The sequence below is a fragment of the Baekduia sp. genome (assembly GCF_035318805.1).
In the GTDB taxonomy this organism is placed as follows: domain Bacteria; phylum Actinomycetota; class Thermoleophilia; order Solirubrobacterales; family Solirubrobacteraceae; genus Baekduia.
Window position 1 is genome coordinate 67,481 of sequence record NZ_DATHDY010000042.1, and the last position, 19,083, is coordinate 86,563.

The 19,083-nt window shown below is 73.0% G+C and carries 18 protein-coding genes; 13 read left to right on the top strand and 5 right to left on the bottom strand.

Annotation, left to right across the window (positions count from 1 at the left end; translation table 11 throughout):
- The first annotated feature begins 82 nt into the window (after nt 1-82).
- Together VK501_RS10075 and VK501_RS10080 are read left to right on the top strand one after the other, a co-directional pair.
- Complete coding sequence (locus VK501_RS10075; RefSeq protein WP_324337201.1) at nt 83-889, top strand: SDR family NAD(P)-dependent oxidoreductase; 807 nt, start codon at nt 83-85, stop codon at nt 887-889.
- Nucleotides 886-1,251, top strand: coding sequence for a cupin domain-containing protein (locus VK501_RS10080; protein WP_324337202.1), 366 nt, complete (start codon nt 886-888; stop codon nt 1,249-1,251). The genes VK501_RS10075 and VK501_RS10080 overlap by 4 nt, the downstream gene beginning before the upstream one ends.
- A gap of 55 nt (nt 1,252-1,306) precedes the next feature.
- Here VK501_RS10080 and VK501_RS10085 read toward each other — a convergent pair whose 3' ends face one another.
- Nucleotides 1,307-2,677, bottom strand: a complete 1,371-nt coding sequence (locus VK501_RS10085) for an amidohydrolase family protein (RefSeq protein WP_324337204.1) — start codon at nt 2,675-2,677, stop codon at nt 1,307-1,309.
- 88 nt (nt 2,678-2,765) lie between these two features.
- On the opposite strand from VK501_RS10085, the gene VK501_RS10090 reads away from it, so the two are divergent.
- Genes VK501_RS10090 through VK501_RS10100 form a run of 3 tightly spaced genes read left to right on the top strand, consistent with a single transcriptional unit; the run spans nt 2,766 to nt 6,544 of the window.
- Nucleotides 2,766-4,118 (top strand): lyase family protein, encoded by a 1,353-nt coding sequence (locus VK501_RS10090; protein ID WP_324337206.1) that lies wholly within the window; start codon nt 2,766-2,768, stop codon nt 4,116-4,118.
- A gap of 27 nt (nt 4,119-4,145) precedes the next feature.
- Nucleotides 4,146-5,060: an NAD(P)-dependent oxidoreductase gene (locus VK501_RS10095; RefSeq protein ID WP_324337208.1), complete on the top strand. Its 915-nt coding sequence runs from the start codon at nt 4,146-4,148 to the stop codon at nt 5,058-5,060.
- Nucleotides 5,057-6,544 carry an aldehyde dehydrogenase gene (locus tag VK501_RS10100; protein ID WP_324337210.1) on the top strand — a complete coding sequence of 496 codons (1,488 nt, stop codon included), beginning with the start codon at nt 5,057-5,059 and terminating at the stop codon, nt 6,542-6,544. Before VK501_RS10095 ends, VK501_RS10100 begins: the two co-directional genes overlap by 4 nt.
- 31 nt (nt 6,545-6,575) lie before the next feature.
- Here the strand turns inward: VK501_RS10100 and VK501_RS10105 are convergent, their stop codons facing one another.
- The 4 genes from VK501_RS10105 to VK501_RS10120 all read right to left on the bottom strand — a co-directional run bounded on the left by VK501_RS10105 (nt 6,576) and on the right by VK501_RS10120 (nt 10,343).
- Nucleotides 6,576-7,478 carry a patatin-like phospholipase family protein gene (locus tag VK501_RS10105; RefSeq protein WP_324337212.1) on the bottom strand — a complete coding sequence of 301 codons (903 nt, stop codon included), beginning with the start codon at nt 7,476-7,478 and terminating at the stop codon, nt 6,576-6,578.
- Nucleotides 7,479-7,716: 238 nt separating this feature from the next.
- Nucleotides 7,717-8,541, bottom strand: a complete 825-nt coding sequence (locus VK501_RS10110) for a beta-ketoacyl-ACP reductase (protein WP_324337215.1) — start codon at nt 8,539-8,541, stop codon at nt 7,717-7,719.
- Between the two features lie 79 nt (nt 8,542-8,620).
- Nucleotides 8,621-9,427: a response regulator transcription factor gene (locus tag VK501_RS10115; RefSeq protein ID WP_324337217.1), complete on the bottom strand. Its 807-nt coding sequence runs from the start codon at nt 9,425-9,427 to the stop codon at nt 8,621-8,623.
- Between the two features lie 109 nt (nt 9,428-9,536).
- Nucleotides 9,537-10,343: an esterase/lipase family protein gene (locus VK501_RS10120; RefSeq protein ID WP_324337219.1), complete on the bottom strand. Its 807-nt coding sequence runs from the start codon at nt 10,341-10,343 to the stop codon at nt 9,537-9,539.
- A 259-nt stretch (nt 10,344-10,602) separates the two neighbouring features.
- Between VK501_RS10120 and pyk the strand changes: the two genes are divergently transcribed.
- From pyk to VK501_RS10160, 8 genes are all read left to right on the top strand, one after another.
- Entirely contained in the window at nt 10,603-12,030 is a 1,428-nt protein-coding gene (gene pyk / locus VK501_RS10125) for a pyruvate kinase (RefSeq protein ID WP_324337221.1), read from the top strand.
- Between the two features lie 317 nt (nt 12,031-12,347).
- Nucleotides 12,348-13,268 carry an alpha/beta hydrolase gene (locus VK501_RS10130; RefSeq protein ID WP_324337223.1) on the top strand — a complete coding sequence of 307 codons (921 nt, stop codon included), beginning with the start codon at nt 12,348-12,350 and terminating at the stop codon, nt 13,266-13,268.
- A complete protein-coding gene (locus VK501_RS10135) occupies nt 13,265-14,839 on the top strand; it encodes an acyl CoA:acetate/3-ketoacid CoA transferase (RefSeq protein WP_324337225.1) in 1,575 nt (524 codons plus the stop codon). The genes VK501_RS10130 and VK501_RS10135 overlap by 4 nt, the downstream gene beginning before the upstream one ends.
- 21 nt (nt 14,840-14,860) lie before the next feature.
- Nucleotides 14,861-15,871, top strand: coding sequence for an ATP-binding cassette domain-containing protein (locus tag VK501_RS10140; RefSeq protein WP_324337227.1), 1,011 nt, complete (start codon nt 14,861-14,863; stop codon nt 15,869-15,871).
- Nucleotides 15,868-16,698, top strand: coding sequence for an ABC transporter permease (locus tag VK501_RS10145; RefSeq protein WP_324337229.1), 831 nt, complete (start codon nt 15,868-15,870; stop codon nt 16,696-16,698). The genes VK501_RS10140 and VK501_RS10145 overlap by 4 nt, the downstream gene beginning before the upstream one ends.
- 53 nt (nt 16,699-16,751) lie before the next feature.
- Nucleotides 16,752-17,630 carry an NAD(P)H-binding protein gene (locus tag VK501_RS10150; RefSeq protein WP_324337230.1) on the top strand — a complete coding sequence of 293 codons (879 nt, stop codon included), beginning with the start codon at nt 16,752-16,754 and terminating at the stop codon, nt 17,628-17,630.
- A gap of 6 nt (nt 17,631-17,636) precedes the next feature.
- Nucleotides 17,637-17,975 (top strand): hypothetical protein, encoded by a 339-nt coding sequence (locus VK501_RS10155; RefSeq protein ID WP_324337232.1) that lies wholly within the window; start codon nt 17,637-17,639, stop codon nt 17,973-17,975.
- Complete coding sequence (locus VK501_RS10160) at nt 17,972-19,054, top strand: alpha/beta fold hydrolase (protein WP_324337235.1); 1,083 nt, start codon at nt 17,972-17,974, stop codon at nt 19,052-19,054. Before VK501_RS10155 ends, VK501_RS10160 begins: the two co-directional genes overlap by 4 nt.
- Nucleotides 19,055-19,083: the final 29 nt, after the last annotated feature.

The window sequence follows — 19,083 nt, forward strand, 5'->3', positions numbered from 1 at the left end:
ATCGCCCGCGCCCCGCAGGCCGAGCGCCGAGGGAACCTTGCAACCGACGAGCCTGCGTCGCAGGCCGCAGAGGAGAACGCACATGGACCTCGGCTTGAACGGCCGTACCGCGCTGGTGACCGGCGGATCGAAGGGCATCGGCTACGCCGTCGCGCAACTGCTGCGCCGCGAGGGCGCCAACGTGGCGATCCTGGCGCGGGACGCCGGCCAGCTGGAGGCGGCGGCGCAGCGACTGCGCGACGAGGGGGACGGCTCCGGCGCGGTGCTCGCGGTGCCCGGCGACCTCAAGGAGCCCGAGCAGGCCGAGGCGGCCGTGTCGCGCGTCGTGGAGCGCTTCGGCGCGCTGCACATCGTCGTCAACAACGCCGGCCCGATCCTCCAGGGCGGCAAGGTCGAGGGCTCCGACGACCGCAAGTGGATGGAGACCTTCGACGTCAAGACCATGGGCATGCTGCGGATCGCGCGCGCCGCCATGCCGCACTTCCCCGACGACGGCACCGGACGGGTCATCAACGTCGGCGGCATCTCGGGGCGGTCGCTGCTGCCCCACTCGTCGGCCAGCGGCATGGCCAACGCCGCGATCTTCGCGCTGACCAGCTACCTGGCCCAGGAGCTGTCGGCACGCGGCGTCCGGGTCAACTGCGTCTCCCCCGGGCTCATCCGCACCGACGCGTGGGTCGCCAACGCCGAGCGCCTCGGGGCCGAGCAGGGCATCGACGGCGACCAGTTCATGGCCGACATGGCCGAGCGCCTCGGCGTCCGCTGCGACGGCTGGGCCGAGCCCGACCAGGTGGCCGATGCCGTGGCGTTCCTGGCGTCCGACCGGGCCAGCTACATCACCGGTCAGGTGCTCGCCGTGGACGGCGGCCTGGCCAACTTCGTCGTATGACGCCCGACGATCTGGCGGCGCCCCGCGCGACCTACGTCGTCTGGGACGCCATGCCGACGACGCGCGTCGCACCGGGGATCGACCGCCAGGTCGTCCACGGCGACGGCGTGACGCTCCTGCGGCTCGCGCTCTCGTCCGGCACGACCCTGCCCCGGCACGCGCATCCGCACGAGCAGCACACCACCGTGCTGGAGGGCCGCCTCGCCGTGGTCTTCGACGACGAGGCCGCGGGCGGCGTCATCGAGGTGGGCCCCGGCGAGACGATCTCGATCCCCGGCGGCCTGCCGCACGAGGCCCGCGCCCTCGCCGGCGTCGTCGCGCTGGAGCTCTTCGTCCCGCGCCGCGACGACCTTCCCCGGTAGCGCAGCGGGGGCGCGGGCGGGCGGGCGGGCCCGTACGCGCGCGCCGTCCGCAGCGTCAGCCCGCGACGAACGCCGCGGGCTGCCAGGCGCCGTCCCGCGGGGCGCCGACCGAGCTCAGCAGGAACTCCCGCGAGTCGTCGGCGAGACGGCGCAGGCGGGCGAGGTCGACGCCGACGAGCTCTCCGTCGCGCTTGACCACCTGGCCGCGAACGAGCACCGTGTCCACGTTGGAGGTGTTGGCCGCCAGCGCCACCGACGCGACCGGGTGGTTGACCGGGAACATGTTGAGCTGGTCGGTCCGCAGCAGCACGAGGTCGGCGTCCTTGCCGGGCGTGATGCTGCCGGTGCGATCGTCGAGCCCGAGCGCTCGGGCGCCCTGGATCGTGGCGAACTCCAGCACGTCGCGCGACGTCACCTCCAGGCGCTCGGGGGTGACGCCGGCGTTGAGCATCGCGTCGTTGGCCATCGCGCGCTCCATCGACAGCGTGGACCGCATGGCGGCGAACATGTCGCCGCCGATGCCCGTGCACACGTCGATCGACAGGCTGGGCCGCACGCCCGCGGCGAGCAGGCGACCGGTGGGTGGGTAGCCGTGACCCATGTGCATCTCCACCTCACACGCGACCGAGGCCGTCCCGCCGGTCGCGGCGATCATCGCGAGCTCGTCGTCGTGGAGGCGGCTGCAGTGCACGTAGGTCGTGTCCGGCCCCATCAGCTCGCGGTCGTTGAGCAGCGCGACGTGCCGGCTCCCGAAGCCGCCGACCCCGATGTGCACCGTGATGCGCAGGCCCAGCTCGCGCGCCGCGGCCCAGTCCTCCTCGGCCGCCTCGATGCTGCCGAAGTCCGGTCCGCGCACGGCCATGGCCATGGTGACCAGCCCGTCCTCCGAGGAGCAGCGGCCCTCGCGGAGGCGGCGGGCGTCGGACCAGTCCGCCGAGGCGGGGCCGAGCCAGATGCTGTTCTGGTTGCCGTGGGCGAGCACGCCGCGCGCCCGCGACTCGACGAGCGCGTCCAGCGCGGCGTCGGCGTGATCGGGCGTGTTGAGGGCGTGCGACCAGTCCAGCATGGTGGTGATCCCGCCGTCCAGCCCTTCCAGGACGCCGAGCAGACCGCCGATGTAGGTGTCCTCCGGGCGGTAGATGGCGCCGAGCTGCACGAGGATGGCGGTGATGTACTGGCTGAGCGTCCAGTCGGCGGCGATGTTGCGCAGCGCGGTCTGCCACGTGTGGCGGTGGCTGTCGATGAAGCCGGGGATGACGATCCGGTCGGTCGCGTCGATGACCTTGGCGTCGGTGACGCCGAGGTCAGGCCCGACCGCGACGATCCGCCCGTCCTCGATCAGGATGTCGCCGGCGGGGACGTCGCCGAGCTCGGGGTCGACGGTGATCACCCATCCGTGGCGGACGAGCGTGCGCTGTGCGGTCAACGTGGGTCTCCTCCAAGGCCTGCCAGGCCTCCGCTAGTGGTTGGTGAGACTTTACAGTTGGAGGCCCCTGTGTCAATCTCTCCGAAACATGTTGCTCCCGCCCACCGCATCCGCCCCACGTGAGCCCTTCTCCCTCCTGACGCGCCTGCACGTCGATCCCGAGATGCACGCGGTGTTCAGCGAGGAGCGCAGCATCGCCGACTGGCTGGCGGTCGAATGCGCCCTCGCCGAGGAGCAGGCGGCGCTCGGCCACCTCTCCGGCGCGGAGGCCGTCGCGGTGACCGCGGCCGCCGAGACCTCCATCGACCGCGACGCGCTGTGGTCCGAGGCGGCCAACGTCGGCTATCCCATCCTCGGCCTCGTTCGGGCCGTCGCGGCGGCCATCCCCGACTCCGTGCCCGAGCGCGTGCACTACGGCGCGACGACCCAGGACATCATGGACACCGCCCTGGCCCTCGCGCTGCGCGACGCGCTGGGCCGCCTGCAGGAGCTCGTCGACGCACTCGGCGAGGAGCTCGCATCGCTGACCGCCGCCCACCGCGGCACCGTGATGCCCGGCCGCACCCATGCCCAGCAGGCCGTCCCCACGACGCTCGGCGCCAAGGTCGCCGTGTTCGTCGCCCAGCTCGCCCGCCATCGCGAGCGCCTCCACCAGGCGCTCCCGCGCATCGCCGTGGTGTCGCTGCACGGCGCGGGCGGGACGTCCGCCGCGCTGGGCCCCGACGCCGCCGCCCTGCGCGCGCGCGTCGCCGCGCGCCTGGGCCTCGCCGCCGGCGACGTGCCGTGGCACGTGGCCCGCGACGGTGTCCTGGAGTTCGGACAGCTCTGCGTCCAGCTCGCCGCGACCGCCGCCCGGCTGGCGCGCGAGGTCATCGACCTGTCACGGACCGAGATCGGTGAGCTTTCCGAGGCGTCCGGCCATCACCGCGGCGCGTCGTCGACCATGCCCCAGAAGCGCAACCCGATCGGGTCGGAGGCCGTGGTCGGACTCGCCGTCACGGCCCAGGCACTGGCCACGGCGCTCCCGCGCGCCGCCGAGGCCGGGCACGAGCGCGCCGCCGGGGAGTGGCAGGTCGAGTGGCACGTGATCCCGCAGGTGGCCTGCCTGACCGCCGCCGCCCTCCGCGAGGCGGCCGAGGTCGTCGCCGGCCTCCACGTCGACGCCGAGGCGATGCAGCGCAACCTGCTCGCCGACGGCGGCCTGATCATGGCCGAGGCCTACATGATCGCGCTCGCCCCGGCGCTGGGCCGCCAGCGTGCCCACGACGTCGTCTACGAGGCGGCGCAGGACGTCCGCCTCCGCGGCCTCACCCTCGAGCAGGCGGTCCGTGAGCGTTGCGGAGCGTCCGCCGACATCGGCCCCCTCCCCAGGGCGAGCGACTATGTGGGGTGCGCCGAAGCGATCTGCGACACGGCACTGGCCACCTGGCGCACCCCCTGACCCATCGAACGACCGAGGACCACGATCGTGCAAGCACAGCAACCAGACCAGCCGCATGTCGGCTTCGTCGGCCTGGGACGGATGGGACGCCCGATGGTCGGCAACCTCCTCGACGCCGGGTTCCCCGTGACGGTCTACAACCGCACGGTCGAGCACTGCGCGCCCTTCGCGGCCCGCGGCGCCGCGGTGGCCGACACGCCGGCGGCGGTCGCCGCGGCGGCCGACGTCACCATCACGATGATCGCCGACGGCCCGGCCGCCGAGGCGGTCTACCACGGCGACGACGGCGTGCTGGCCGGGCTCTCGACCGGCGATCTGGTCCTCGAGATGAGCACGATCGGCCCGGAGCTGGCGCGGCGGCTCGCGGCGCGCTGCGCGGAGCGCGGCGCGGAGCTGCTCGACTCCCCGGTCTCGGGCAGCATCCCCGCCGCCCGCGCCGCGCAGCTCGTGGCGATGGTCGGCGGCGGGGCCGCGGCCTTCGAGCGCGCGCGGCCGGTGCTGAGCGCCATGACCCGGGCTCAACACCACCTCGGCGACTCCGGCGCCGGAGCGGCCATGAAGCTCGCGGTCAACGCGCTCATCGGCGTGACGAACCTCGCGCTGTCGGAGGTCCTCGTGGCCGCCGAGCGCAGCGGCATCGCCGGCGACCGCGCCCTCGACGTGCTGGCCGACAGCGCCATCGGATCGCCCTACATCACCTACAAGCGCGAGGCCTTCCTCGACCCCGACTCCGTGGAGGTCTTCTTCACGGTGCGCCTGCTCAAGAAGGATCTCGGCCTGGCGCTGGAGCTGGGTCGCAGCACCGACGTGCCGATGCTCTCGGTCGCAGTCGCCGACGAGGCGCTCACGCTGGCCGCCGCCAGCGGCTACGGCGAGGACGACGTGGTGCGGATGGCCGACGTCCTCCGGGGCCGCGCCGAGGCGCTGGAGGCGTCCCGATGATCTCCTCCGACGAGCTCACCACCTACGACCTCGCGATCGGCGGCGAGCGCAGCCCCGCCGTCGGGGGAGCGACCTACGAGGCGCTGAACCCCTTCACCGGCAAGCCGTGGGCACGGGCGCCCGAGGCGGGACGGGAGGACGTCGACCGCGCCGTCGCGGCCGCGCGCGCGGCGCTCGCCGGACCCTGGGGCAAGATGACCGGAGCGGACCGCGCCGCGTGCATGCGGCGGCTGGCGACCGTGCTGGCCGAGGAGGCCGAGCACCTGGCCGCGGTCGAGACCCGCGGCAACGGCAAGCTCCTGCGGGAGACGCTGGGCCAGGCCAGGGCCCTGGCCGACTACTACAACTACTTCGCCGGGATGGCCGACAAGCTGGAGGGCGCGTCGATCCCGTCCCACAAGCCCGGCTACTTCCTGTACACGCGGCGCGAGCCGGTGGGCGTCGTCGGGGCGATCATGGCGTGGAACTCCCCGCTGATGCTCCTGACGTGGAAGCTGGCGCCCGCGCTGGCGGCCGGCTGCACGGTCGTCGCCAAGCCGTCGCCCTACACGCCGATCTCGACCCTGGAGCTCGCCCGCTGCGTCGAGCGGGCCGGGTTCCCCGCGGGCGTCTTCAACGTCGTCACCGGCGTCGCCCCGCAGGTCGGCCAGTGGCTCGTCTCGCACCCCGGCGTCGACAAGGTGACGTTCACCGGCTCGACGCAGACCGGCATCGCCGTGGGCAAGGCGGCGATGGACAACATGACGCGCGTCGCGCTCGAGCTCGGCGGCAAGTCGGCCCAGCTGGTCTTCCCCGACGCCGATCTCGACGCGGCGGCCACCGGCATCGTCGCCGGCGTGTTCGCCGCCACGGGCCAGACGTGCGTCGCCGGCTCGCGGCTGCTCGTCCATCGCGACGTCCACGACGCCGTCGTCGACCGGCTCGTGACGCTGGCGACGGCGATCAAGCTCGGCGACCCGATGGCCGCCGACAGCGAGATGGGGCCGCTCGCGAACGCGCCGCAGCTCGAGAAGGTCTCGGGGCTGATCGACCGGGCGCGCGCCGAGGGCGCCACCGTCGCCCATGGCGCGTGCGTGTCCGCGTCGCTCGGCGGCCTGTTCTACGAGCCGACGATCCTCACCGACGTCGGCCCGGACATGGAGATCGCGCGGGAGGAGGTCTTCGGCCCGGTCCTGTCAGTCCTCGCCTTCGACGACGAGGACGAGGCCGTGGCGCTGGCCAACAGCTCGGAGTTCGGCCTCGCCGCCGGCGTCTGGACCGAGAGCGTCCGGCGGGCGCATCGCGTCGCGCACCGCCTGCAGGCCGGGAGCGTCTGGGTCAACACGTACCGGATGGTCGCGCCCAACGCGCCCTTCGGCGGCTTCAAGATGAGCGGGATCGGCCGGGAGAACGGCCACGAGGCGGTGTACGAGTTCACCGAGACCAAGACGGTCTGGGTGGCGCTCGACGACGCCGAGGCCCGAGACCCGTTCGCCTTGGGGTGACACGGCCCCGCCGCCGCCGGGCTCCTCACTCTCAGCTGGGCGGGGGCACGGCGTACAGGTGGGTCAGCGCCGCGCCGGCCCAGCCCGAGGCGCCGCCGAGCGCGAGCGTCATCCGCGCGCCCGCCAGCGCATCGGCCGTGAGACGCCGCGCCTGACCGAAGTCGGTGGGCCGGACCTGCTGGTCGCTCGGCGCCGGAAGCACGATCAGCTCCGCGTCGGGCGCGTAGCGGGCCAGCTCGGCCTGGAGGTGGTTGGCGGTGCGCACGCCCAGCGCCTGGATCGCGCATTCCAGCGCGTTGCGCGGGAGACGGCGCCCAGGCCGCATCGGGTCCTGGGTCGGCAGCACGTAGATACGCTCGGCGCCGAGCGCCACGGCGTGCGAGATCGGCGTGTTGTTGACCACGGCCGCATCGAGGAGCCGCAGCTCGCCCATCTGGACGGGCGGCAGGATCCCGGGGATCGCCGTCGCCGCGAGGACGGCGTCGACCGCCGGGCCGGCCGACAGCAGCACCTCGCGCCCGCTCACCAGGTCGTACGTCGCGATGTGCAGCGGGATCGGCGAGTCGGCGAGGTCTTCGAACCCGATGTAGCGCCGCACGATGCGGCGCAGCGCGTGCGCGCCCACCAGGTGGTCGCGCCGCCCGCTCAGGCCGCCGACCACGGTGCGCAGGTCCAGCGGGAAGACGTCCTGGCGCTGCACCGACGCCCACACCCGCGCGAGCGCATCGGCGGTGGCCACGTCCTGCGCGCGCGAGGCGACGAACGCCGCGTTCAGCGCGCCCACCGACGCGCCGACGAGGAGGTCGGGGACGATGTTGCGCTCGTAGAGCGCCCGGAGCATCCCGACCTGCACGGCGCCGAGGCTCGCTCCCCCCGCCAGGACGAACGCGGTGAGCGGCCGCTGCGGCGCGACCGACCGCGGCGGGCGGGTCATGCCGCGAAGGCCTCGAAGCGCCTCGACGCGTGTTCCTCCATGCGGATCTCCTGACGTGTCGGGGGCTGGCCGCCCGTGGCGGCGCCGTCGGTTGCAGGATGGCTCCGCCCCGTGGCGATCGCATCCGCGAACTCCCGCGCCAGGGTCCTCAGTCGCCGCCGGATGTCCTCCGGTCGATCGCCCCGGATCACCCGAGCCACCTGGTCGTGGCGATGGTCACCACTCGCTCGACGGCCACCTACATCTCCTGGCCGCCGTTGATCGCCCAGACCTGTCCGGTGATGTACGACGATGCGTCGGCGGCGAGGAACCGGACCACACGGGCGACCTCCTCGGGCCGTCCGAGCCGGTGCAAGGGGACCTCTGACCGGATCCGCTCCAGCGCCTTCTCCGGCACCGAGTCGAGCATCTCGGTCTCGATGAAGCCCGGCGCCACGGCGTTGACGGTGATGCCGGCGCCGTACGCCTCCAGCCGGCCCGCGCGCTTGAGCGAGAACGCGGCCTCCTTGGCCAGCGACATCGTCAGCCCGAACAGGCCGGACTTCGACGCCGCGTAGTTCGCCTGCCCCACGTTCCCGGTCTGGCCGATGATCGAGGAGATGTTGATGATCCGGCCGCTGCCGCGCTCGAGCATGTGCTCGAGCGCTGCCTTGGACATGAAGAACGTGCCGGAGAGGTTGACCCCGATGACGTCGTACCAGTCGGCGTCGGCCATCTTGCTCACGATCCGGTCCATCGTGATCCCGGCGTTGTTGACCAGGATGTCGATCTGGCCGTGCGCGTCGACGACCTCCTGCACGGTTCGCCGGCAGTCCTCGGCCGAGCTCACGTTGCCCCGATGGAGCGTCACGTCGGCGCCGCCGGCGGCGAGCTCGGCCCTGAATGCCTCGGCCCGCTCCCGGTCGTGGCTGAAGCCGGCCGCCACGCTGGCGCCGTGGCCGGCCAGGGCACGGCAGATCGCCGCGCCGATCCCCCGCGTGCCGCCCGTGACCAGCGCCACCCGCCCCGCGAGCTCGTTGCCCTCCGGACGCTCGGCGACGCTCTGGATCTCGCTGATTGCCATGCACGGATGGTCCGTGCCGGCGCGCCGGGCGTCGACTGTCCCAATGGGCTGTCGGCTCCGGCCCTTGGCGTCGTGACGCTCAGCGCGAAAATCGTTGTCCGTCATGCGCGACGCTCCGCCAGCGGCCGTGAGCCGCACCCGGGACGAGGACCTCGTGGTGGTCCGGGCCACCGGACCGGGGACGGACCAGGCCGGACTCGTAGGCGAACACCACGAGCTGGGCGCGGTCGCGGGCACCGACCTTCCGGCACGCGCGGCTGACGTGGGTCTTGACGGTCGACGGCGTCACGACCAGGCGCTCGGCGATCTCGGCGTTGCCGATCCCCCTGGCCACGAGGCCCACGATCTCGCGCTCGCGCGGCGTGAGCTCCGAGAGCTCGGCCGGCACCCTCCAGCGCCGCGGACCGTCGGACAGCAGATGCGCGATCACCCTCCGGGTCACGTCGGGGCCCAGCACCGAGCCACCCGCCGCCACGACCCGCACCGCACGCAGCAGCTCGGGCGCGTCGCTGTCCATGGCGAGGACCCCGCTCGCGCCCGCCTCCAGCGCGTGGAGCATGCTGTCGTCGCTGTCGGCGTCGATCAGCAGCACGACCCGGGCGACTCCGGCCGGCGATCGGGCGACCACCTGCCGGGTCACCTCGAACCCGTCGGCATCGGGCAGCTCGACGTCCATGACCACGACGTCGGGCTTCACCCGCGACACGAGCGCCAGCAGCTGCTCACCGGTCGCCGCCTCGCCGGCGATCGAGATGTCGTGCTGATCCTCGAACAGCCGCCGCACGACGGCGCGCACCAGCCGGTGCTCCACCGCGATGATCGCGCGGACCGGCAGAATGGGGCCGTCGCGGTGCCCGTCCATCGCGACGGGCCCGGCAGACGTCATGTCCGGCCGTCCGTGGCGAGGGGATCAGGCATCGCCTCATGGTGTACGGCAACGCCGTTGCAGCGCCGTTGCCCTGCCACGACGCCGGACGGGCGGGCGCGGTCGCCGCTCAGCACCGGGGCCGGAAGCGCGGGTCGGCCGGTCCGCGCACGGCGAGGGCGTTCTCCACCCACTGCACCGCGACGCGGTCGGTCGGCACGTCGACATGATCGACGGCGTCGCCGGGACAGCGATCCTGGAGGGTGACGTCGGTGACGCGGGCGCGCGGACCGCTCAGGAAGGCCGAGGTGTACGGCGTGACGACCTCGTCGAGCCGCGTCTGGACGACGGTGTAGTCGACCGGCGGCGGTGCCTCGTCTCCGGCGTTGAGTCCCGCCAGGAACTTCGAGTTCCAGGCGAACTGCTGAGCGCAGGCGGTGCACCCATATGCGGCGCCGGCCAGGGTGAGCATGTTCGTCGTGCCGTGGTTGGAGGGAGCCAGGGCGACGAGGTCGCTCACCTTGCCCGCCCCGCCCAGCCGCTTGATGTAGTAGCGGGGCATCATGCCGCCCTCGGAGTGCCCGACGATGGCCACCTGGTGGGCACCGGTGCGGGCCAGGACGTGCCCCACGGCCGCGGCGAGCTGATGGGCCGAGCCGGCGATGTCCAGCGTGCCCGCGTTGCCGTAGCTGAGCGTGAACACGCAGTACCCGCGTCGCAGGAGCGCGGGCCCGATGACGTCCCACGAGGTCGCCGCGAACGTCCCCGGCACGAGGATCACGGGATCCGGGTGCCGCAGCGGTCGAGAGCACGGCGAGCGGTCCGCGACGGCCTGCACCACCGGTTGCGCCTGCGACGCAGAACGGCCGCCGTCGTCGATGCCGTGCCGAGCCTGATCGATCACCGCTCCTGCGCCGATGACGGCCAGGAGCGCCACCAGGGCTAGGGGTGCCGTAGGCGGCCAGCGACGCCCAGGCCCACGACGGCCAGCCGTCGCCGCCGGAGGTGGGTCCCCAGTCGCGATAGCGACACGTTCTCCTAGCGGAACGCGCCGCACGACGACAGGGGTGTCGGGGTCGGCCTCGCGATGCTCCGAAGGGTCTCGGGGGTCGACGGCGAAGTCGTCGACCCGTGGGACGGTCCGAACCGGTCCGGCGAACAGCTCGAAGCGCGTGGGGTGGCGGCACGCTGGCTGCGTGACCCATGCCATCCGCAGGAAGACGAAGATCGTCGCGACCCTGGGACCCGCCACCGACCCGCCGGGCGTCCTCGACGATCTGGTGGCGGCGGGCCTGGACTGCGCGCGCCTGAACTGCTCGCACGGCGACTCGCGGGACCTGCTGCGCCGCGCGCGCGAGGTTCGCGCGGCCGCGGCGCGCGCCGGGCGGCCGATCGGCGTGCTGTTCGACCTCCAGGGCCCCAAGCTGCGTCTCTCGGCCAGCACGGCCGAGCGACCGGTCCTCGTCGGTGAGGAGGTCACGTTCAGCTCTGATGGGCCGTACGCCGCCGCGCCCGGCCATGCCACCGTCGACTTCGCCGGCTTCGCGCACCTCGTGACCAGCGGCTCGGAGATCGTGATCGGGGACGGCGTGCCCCGGTTCGCCGTGCAGAGCGCCGGCGACCGGCACGTCGTCGCGCGCGCCGTGTCGGCCGGCGCGATCGCGCCGCGCAAGGGGATCAACGTCGTGCGCGCCCGCCCCGAGCTCCCGGCGATCACCGACAAGGACGTGGCCGATCTCGATACGGCGATGCTCGCCGGGGCCGACTTCGTCGCCCTGTCGTTCGTCCGGTCGGCGGCGGACATCGACGAGCTCCGTGAGCGGCTGCGAGCCGGAGGCTCGCGGGCATCGATCGTGGCGAAGATCGAGACGGTCGAGGCCTACGAGCGCCTCGACGAGATCATCGACGCGTCGGACGGCGTGATGGTCGCCCGCGGCGACTTCGGGGTCACGGCAGGACTGGCGCGCGTCCCGCTGATGCAGAAGGACACGATCTCCCGGTCCACGAAAGCGGGCAAGTTCGTCATCACCGCCACGCACATGCTCGAGTCGATGATCCAGGCGCCCGAGCCGACGCGGGCCGAGGTCGCCGACGTCGCCAACGCGGTCATCGACGGCACCTCGGCGGTGATGCTCTCCGCCGAGACCGGGGTCGGGAGGCACCCGGTCGAGGCCATCCGGATCATGTCGGCGGTCGCCGAGGCGGCCGAGGAGACGCCCGTCGTGCACGGTCGCGCCCAGGTCGGCGAATACCAGGGAGACACGCCGTCGGCCACGGTGATGCGCGCCTCGGTCGTGCTGGCCGAGCAACTCGCCGCGCAGCTGCTCGTGGTCCCGACCACCACCGGCGGTGCCGCGCGGGACTGCGCGAAGTTCCGGTCCAGGACCCCGATCCTGGCGCTGGCCCACGACCCGGGGGTCGCCGCGAAGCTCACGACCGAATGGGGAGTCCACCCGGTCGTCGCCGACGTCGGCGGCTCGCCTTACGAGCTGACCGAGACGGCGCTCGACGTCGCCCGCGACGAGGTCGGCCTGGCCAGCGGTGACCGTGTCGTCGTGACGGCCGGGCCGCGGGCGTTCTTCCCGGACGCGACGAACCTCATCGTGGTGCGCGAGCTGCCCTGAGCGCGGCGGCGGCGGCCGACGCCGTCGGCCGCGTCTCCGTCCTCACGGCGCCCAGACGAATGGAAGCCGCCGGCGATCCTCCGCCGGCGGCTTCCTGTTGCTCCGGTTGGGTCGAAGCCGTTTCAGCGGACCACGGATCGACCCCGTGAGTCTCTTGTCAGGCCGCGCAGAAGGGGCCTGGTCATCCGGGCGGCGCGGACCGGTCCGTGGTGCGCCGCCGGTCCGGGCGCCGCGCCCCCCGGATGACCCGTCGGCCAGCCTGCGCTGGCACCATGGCCAGCACTACCGGCGCGTCCCGAGCCCGAGTCTGTGCCGACATGGACGACGCGTTCGATGCTGCGTGCGAGATCCCCGTCGCCGGTGGCGCCCTGACCGTGGCGGCTGCGGGTCGGCCCATGGCCGAGGCCGAGGGCGTCGTGGTCGCCCTGCACGGCATCACCGCCTCGCATCTGGCCTGGGCGTCGGTCGCCCGGGAGCTCACCGCGACCACGGCAGCCTGCCTGCTGGCTCCGGACCTTCGCGGGAGGGGCGGCAGCGCCCAGCTCCCGGGGCCGTACGGGATCGACGCGCACGTCGCCGATCTGCTGGCCGTCCTGGACTTCCTCCGGGTCGGGCCCGTGGTGCTCGCCGGTCATTCCATGGGCGCGTACGTCGCGGCGCGGTTCGCGGCCGAGCATCCGGAGCGCGTGTCCGGGCTGGTGCTCGTCGACGGCGGCCTGCCCCTCCCCTTTCCCGACGATCATGACCCCGACGAGGCCTTGCACACCGTGCTCGGCCCGGCGCTCACCCGGCTCGGCGTGACGTACGCCAGGCGCACGGACTACCTCGAGATGTGGCGGATGCATCCGGCCTTCGCGGGGCCGTGGGACGACGACGTCGAGGCGTACCTCACGTACGAGCTCACCGATGCCGGCGACGAGGTCCGCCCCGACGCCGTGCGGTCGGTCACCTCGGAGTCCGCGGTGCGCACCGACGGCCGGGAGCTGCTGCTCGACGAGGCCACGCGCAACGCGCTGGCCGGCGTGCAGGCGCCCGTACGCCTCCTCCGCGCCCACCGCGGGATGCTCGACGACGACCCGCTGCTGTCCTCCGCGGTGATCGAGGAGCTCAGCGCCGCACGGCCTGAGGTCCAGATCGACGAGGTCGAGGACGTCAACCACTACAGCATCCTGCTGGGCCCCGGCCCGGGCGCCGGCAGGGTCACGAGCGCGATCCGGTGCGCGCTGGGCGACGCATGAGCGCGCAACGGCTGGGCGAGAAGGTCATCGGCGCGGGCGCGGCCGCGGCGCTGGTCGCCGACGGGGCGACGCTCGCCACGGGCGGCTTCGTGGGCATCGGGGTTCCCGAGGAGCTGCTGCTCGCCCTCGAGGACCGCTTCGCGGCCAGCGGCGAGCCGCGCGGCCTCAGCCTCCTCTACGCCGGCGGCCAGGGCGACGGCAGGGCCCGCGGCCTGAACCACCTCGCCCACGAGGGCCTCGTCCGGCGCGTGGTCGGCGGGCACTGGGGCCTGACGCCCGCCCTGGGCCGGATGGCGATGGAGGATCGCATCGAGGCCTATTGCCTTCCGCAAGGCGTCATCTCCCATCTGTACCGCGAGACGGCGGCGGGGCGGCCGGGACTCGTCACCAAGGTCGGCCTGGGGACGTTCGTGGATCCGCGTCTGGACGGAGGCCGCCTCAACGAGCGCACGCCGAACGACCTCGTTCGGCGGCTCGAGCTCGACGGCGAGGAGTACCTCTTCTACCCGAGCATGCCCATCGACGTGGCGTTCCTGCGCGGAACCACCGCGGACGCCGCCGGGAACATCACCATGGAGCGCGAGGCGGTGACGCTCGAGGCGCTGTCGATCGCGCAGGCCGCACACAACTCCGGCGGCACCGTGATCGTCCAGGTGGAGCGCGTCGTCGCCCGGCACACGCTGTCGCCGCGCGAGGTGCAGATCCCGGGCATCCTCGTCGACGCGGTGGTCGTCGCCAGCCCGGCGAACCACCTGCAGACCTTCGCCGAGCGCTACAACCCGAGCTACTCGGGCGACGCACGCACGAGCAGCGACGCCATGCCCCTGATGGACCTCGACGCGCGCAAGGTCATCGCACGGCGCGCCGCGCTCGAGCTGGAGCCCGGCGCCGTCGTGAACCTCGGCATCGGGATGCCGGAGGGCATCGTCGGGGTCGCCGAGGAGGAGGGCCTGCTCTCCACGTTCACGCCCACCGTCGAGGCCGGCGGCGTCGGCGGCCTGCCGGCCGGCGGGCTGAGCTTCGGGGCGACCGCGAACGTCGCGGCGATCGTCGACCAGCCCTACCAGTTCGACTTCTACGACGGCGGTGGGCTGGACCAGGCCTTCCTGGGCCTCGCGGAGGTCGACGCCGACGGCAACGTGAACGTCAGCCGGTTCGGGTCGCGCTTCCCGGGCGCCGGCGGCTTCATCAACATCAGCCAGAGCACGCGCGCGCTGTACTTCATGGGCACCTTCGCCGCGGGAGCGCAGGTGGACGTCGGCGCCGGCGCGCTGCGCGTCGTCGAGCCGGGCGCGTCGAAGTTCGTCGCGCGCGCCGGGCACATCACGTTCAGCGCCGCGCAGGCGCGCGCCCGCGGCCAAAGGGTGCTCTATATCACCGAGCGCTGCGTCCTGCGCCTCGCGCCCGTCGGCCTGGAGCTGCTCGAGATCGCTCCCGGGCTCGATCTCGAGGCCGATGTCCTGCACCGCATGGGCTTTCGCCCGAGCGTCTCGCCCGAGCTGCGCGAGATGGACCGAGCCCTGTTCGAAGCGCCCGCGATGGCGGACCGCGTCCTCGATCCCATCACCTGAACCGCGAACAAGGACCCCCACATGAGCGACCCCCCCATGATCACGGCCGAGGCCCTTGTCAAGTCTTTCGGCTCGACGGTGGCGCTGGCCGGCGTCGACCTCACGGTCGAGCGCGGCAGCGTCCTCGGCCTGCTCGGCCGCAACGGCGCCGGCAAGACGACCCTCGTGCGCATCCTCTCCACCCTGCTGTCGCCCGACGTCGGGAACGCGCGCATCGCGGGCGCCGACGTGGTGCGCGACGCCCAGACCGTGCGTTCGCGCATCGGCCTCGCCGGCCAGTTCGCGGCGGTCGACGAGACCCTCACCGGTCGCGAGAACCTCGAGCTGGTCGGACGGCTCTACGGGCTGCGCCGCCGCGAGGCGCGGGCGCGGGCGATCGAGGTGCTGGACCGCCTCACGCTCTCGGGCGCGGCCGACCGCCTGGTGCTCACGTACTCGGGCGGCATGCGCCGCCGGCTGGACCTGGGCGCGAGCCTCGTGGGCCGGCCGCTCGTCCTCATCATGGACGAGCCGACCACGGGCCTCGATCCCGGGACGCGCATCGAGCTGTGGAAGTTCATCGAGGAGCTGGTGCGGGAGGGCACGACGCTCCTGTTGACCACGCAGTACCTCGAGGAGGCCGACCGGCTCGCCGACCGCATCGCCGTCATCGAGCGCGGCCGGATGATCGCCACCGGCTCTCCCGCAGAGCTCAAGGAGCGCGTCGGCGGCGACGTCCTGGAGGTGCGCGCCGCGAGCTTCGGCGATCTGGATCGGCTCGTCGCGCTCCTGTCGGGCCTGGGCTCCGGCGCGCCCGTCGCCGACGTGCGGGGCCAGCGGGTGACGCTGCCGGTCAGCGACCGGGTGGCGACGCTCCTGATGGCTGCGCGCCGCATCGAGGAGTCGCACATCGAGGTCGACGACATCAGCCTGCGCCGCCCCTCGCTGGACGACGTGTTCCTCGCGCTGACGAGCCCCGGTGGCTCGGCGCAACCAGGCACGGCGCCCTCGGCGCTGGGCCCGCGGCTCGCGTCTGAGCAGGTGGTCGCATGAGCGCCGTGCCGGTCGACGGGACGTCCATGGTCACCGCGCCGCCGGCGCCGGTCCGGTCCCACGGTCCCAGCGCGTTCGTGCGCGACACCACGTTGATCACGCATCGGCACCTGCTGCGCATGTGGCGCACGCCGCAGATCATGGTGCTCTCGGCGGTCATGCCCGTCATGTTCGTGCTGCTGTTCCGCTACGTGTTCGGCGGATCGATCCACGTGCCGGGCTACACGAGCTACGTCGACTTCCTGATCCCGGGCGTGCTGGTGCAGACGGTGATCTTCGGCGCGTCGTCGACGGCCGTCGGACTCGCCGACGACCTGTCGAAGGGCATCACCGACCGCTTCCGGTCGCTGCCCATCCACCGCGGCGCCATCCTCGCGGCACGCACGCTCGCCGACGTGATCCGCCTGAGCTACACGGTGGCCCTGCTCATCGGCGTCGGCCTCCTGGTCGGCTTCCGGATGCACACCGACGTGCTGCATGTCGCCGCCGGCCTGGGGATCGCCGTCTTCTTCGGCTACGCCTGCTCATGGCTCTTCGCGCTGCTCGCGCTGGGGGTCCGCGACACCGAGACCGCCCAGCTCGCCGCCTTCCTCGTGACGTTCCCCTTCGTGTTCGCCGCGTCGACGTTCACGTCGACGGCGATGATGCCCGGCTGGCTGCAGACGTTCGCCGACAACCAGCCCGTGACCAAGGTCGCCGACGCGCTTCGCGCGCTCATGGAGGGGACGGCCCCGGCGTCGGGTCCGGCGCTCTCGGCGCTGATCTGGTCGGCCGGGATCCTGATCGTCTCCGCCACCCTTGCGACCTGGCGCTTCCGCCGGACCTGATGCCCGTCTCGCCCTCCACTCAACTCCACCTCGCACCGAAAGGAACTTCCCCGATGAAGGTCGCCGTCACCGGCGCTTCGGGCCAGCTCGGGAGGCTCATCGCCCTCCAGCTGCTCGAGTGCATGCCCGCCCACGACATCGTGCTCGTCACCCGTCGCCCACACGCCCTGGCCGACCTGGCCGAGCGTGGAGCCGACGTCCGGTACGGGGACTTCGACGAGCCCGAGTCGCTGGCCGAGGCCCTCAAGGGACCGACGCGGATGGTCCTGATCAGCACCAACAACATCGGTGAGCGCACCGATCAGCACCGAGCGGCGATCGCCGCCGCGGCGGGTGCGGGCATCCGGCACGTGACCTACACCTCGCTGACCAACCCGTGCACAGGTCATCCGACCGGTGACGTCGCCGACGAGCACCGCGAGACCGAGGAGGCTCTGATGTCCAGCGGGATGGCCTGGACGATCCTGCGGTACGGCGCGTACGCCGATCTCCAGGTGCCGCTGGGCGTCATGGCGGTCCGCTACGGCAAGCTCGTGACCAACGCCGGCCAGGGCCGGATCGCGCCGATCTCCCGCCAGGACTGCGCGGCGGCCGCCGTCGCAGTGCTCCTCTCCGACGGCCACGAGGGCAGGATCTACGACGTCACCGGCCCCGAGGCGCTCTCGCAATCCGACATCGCCGCGCTGGTCAGCGAGGTCAGCGGGCGGCCCGTCGAGGTGGTGGCGATCGGCGACCGCCGGCTCGTCTGGGGGCTGACCCGGCTCGGAGCGCCGAAGGCGGTGGCCCGCGCGATCGTCAACCTCGGCGTGGCGACCCGCGAGAACTACTTCGACCTGGTCGATCCGGCCTTCGAGCTGCTGACCGGCCGGCGCCCTGCCTCGCTGCGCGACGTGCTCGTCGGGCACCGTGGCGAGCTGCTCGACGGGGACTGACCGTCCATGGCGGGTCCGTTCACCCCGGGTGGCTGGCCGGTGGCCGCGCCCTTCCGTCAGCTGCTCGGCGACGCCGAGAAGGCGATGTCCTCGAGCATGGAGCAGCTGGTGGAGGGCAAGGGCTTCACCGACGTGCTCGGGCAGGCCGCGGAGAACGCCGTGGCGCTCACGACGCTCAACGCCGGGATCTGGGACATGGTCCTGCGCAACCTGCGCATGGCCGGGCGCGCCGACGTCCACCGGCTGGGGCGACGCCTCAACCGCATCGAGGACAAGCTCGAGGTCCTGCTCCAGGAGCTCGAGAAGATCGGCGACGCCCGCGACCCGCAGGGCGGCTCGGCGTGAGCCCACCGCACCCGGGGCGGGTGGCGGCGGCGGCGGTCGAGACGCTCAACATCCTGCTGACGACCGACGACGTGCGGATCGCCACGACGCCCAAGGACGTCGTCTGGACGCACCGCAAGACCACCCTGTACCGGTACCGCTCGGCGGACCGGCGCCACGCGGTCCCGGTGCTGCTCGTCTTCGCGCTGATCAACCGGCCGCACATCTTCGACCTGCGTCCCGGGAGCTCGTTCGTCGAGTACCTGCTCCAGGAAGGCTTCGACGTCTACCTCCTCGACTGGGGGCTGCCGGGGCCCGAGGACGCCGACACCGGGCTCGACTACTACGTGTGCGACGCGCTCCCGTGGGCGATGCGCGAGGTCCGGCGCTCGTCGGGCGCCGAGGAGCTGACCCTGGTCGGCTGGTGCATCGGCGGAACGCTCTGCACCATGCACGCCGCCCTCGAGGGTGCGCGCAGCCCGGCGCGCAACCTGGTGCTGCTGACGACGCCCATCGACACGACCGGGTCGCTGTATCGGACGTGGGTCGGCCCGGACGCGTTCGACGTCGACCACGTCACCGACGACTGGCCGGTAGTCCCGGGCGTGACGATCGACATCGCCAACAAGCTCATGAAGCCGGTCACGAACCTGTGGACGACCTACCGGCGGCTCGCGGAATCGGTCTACGACGGCACGGTCGATCGTGCGGCCTACCAGTCGATGGCCAAGTGGATCGCCGACAACCCCGACTTCCCGGCGCGCGCCTTCCGCGAATGGGTCACGTGGCTGTACAAGGAGAACCGCCTGGTCCGCGGTCACCTCAGGCTGCGCGGCCGGCGCGTCGATCTCGCTCGCATCGAGCAGTCGCTGCTCGTCGTCACCGCGGACGCCGACCACATCGCGCCGCCGGCCAACTCCCGGCCGCTGCTGGACATGACGGGCAGCTCCGACGTCGAGCACCTCGATCGCCCCGGTGGCCACATCGGGCTGATGGCCGGATCCAAGGCGCGCAAGGAGGTCTGGCCGGACGTGGCCGCGTGGCTGGCCGCGCGCTCGGCCACCGGCAAGGCGGCGGGCCAGCGGGCCTCTGGCCTGTAGGACAGCTGCCGCCCACTCCCCGAAGCCGC

Bases quoted from the DNA above. Each gene is read 5' to 3' on its own strand.
- VK501_RS10075 (WP_324337201.1), top strand. From the start codon at position 83: ATGGACCTCGGCTTGAACGGCCGTACCGCGCTGGTGACCGGCGGATCG.
- VK501_RS10080 (WP_324337202.1), top strand. From the start codon at position 886: ATGACGCCCGACGATCTGGCGGCGCCCCGCGCGACCTACGTCGTCTGG.
- VK501_RS10090 (WP_324337206.1), top strand. From the start codon at position 2,766: ATGTTGCTCCCGCCCACCGCATCCGCCCCACGTGAGCCCTTCTCCCTC.
- VK501_RS10100 (WP_324337210.1), top strand. From the start codon at position 5,057: ATGATCTCCTCCGACGAGCTCACCACCTACGACCTCGCGATCGGCGGC.
- VK501_RS10105 (WP_324337212.1), bottom strand. From the start codon at position 7,478: ATGACCCGCCCGCCGCGGTCGGTCGCGCCGCAGCGGCCGCTCACCGCG.
- VK501_RS10110 (WP_324337215.1), bottom strand. From the start codon at position 8,541: ATGGCAATCAGCGAGATCCAGAGCGTCGCCGAGCGTCCGGAGGGCAAC.
- VK501_RS10115 (WP_324337217.1), bottom strand. From the start codon at position 9,427: ATGACGTCTGCCGGGCCCGTCGCGATGGACGGGCACCGCGACGGCCCC.
- VK501_RS10130 (WP_324337223.1), top strand. From the start codon at position 12,348: ATGGACGACGCGTTCGATGCTGCGTGCGAGATCCCCGTCGCCGGTGGC.
- VK501_RS10135 (WP_324337225.1), top strand. From the start codon at position 13,265: ATGAGCGCGCAACGGCTGGGCGAGAAGGTCATCGGCGCGGGCGCGGCC.
- VK501_RS10140 (WP_324337227.1), top strand. From the start codon at position 14,861: ATGAGCGACCCCCCCATGATCACGGCCGAGGCCCTTGTCAAGTCTTTC.
- VK501_RS10145 (WP_324337229.1), top strand. From the start codon at position 15,868: ATGAGCGCCGTGCCGGTCGACGGGACGTCCATGGTCACCGCGCCGCCG.
- VK501_RS10150 (WP_324337230.1), top strand. From the start codon at position 16,752: ATGAAGGTCGCCGTCACCGGCGCTTCGGGCCAGCTCGGGAGGCTCATC.
- VK501_RS10155 (WP_324337232.1), top strand. From the start codon at position 17,637: ATGGCGGGTCCGTTCACCCCGGGTGGCTGGCCGGTGGCCGCGCCCTTC.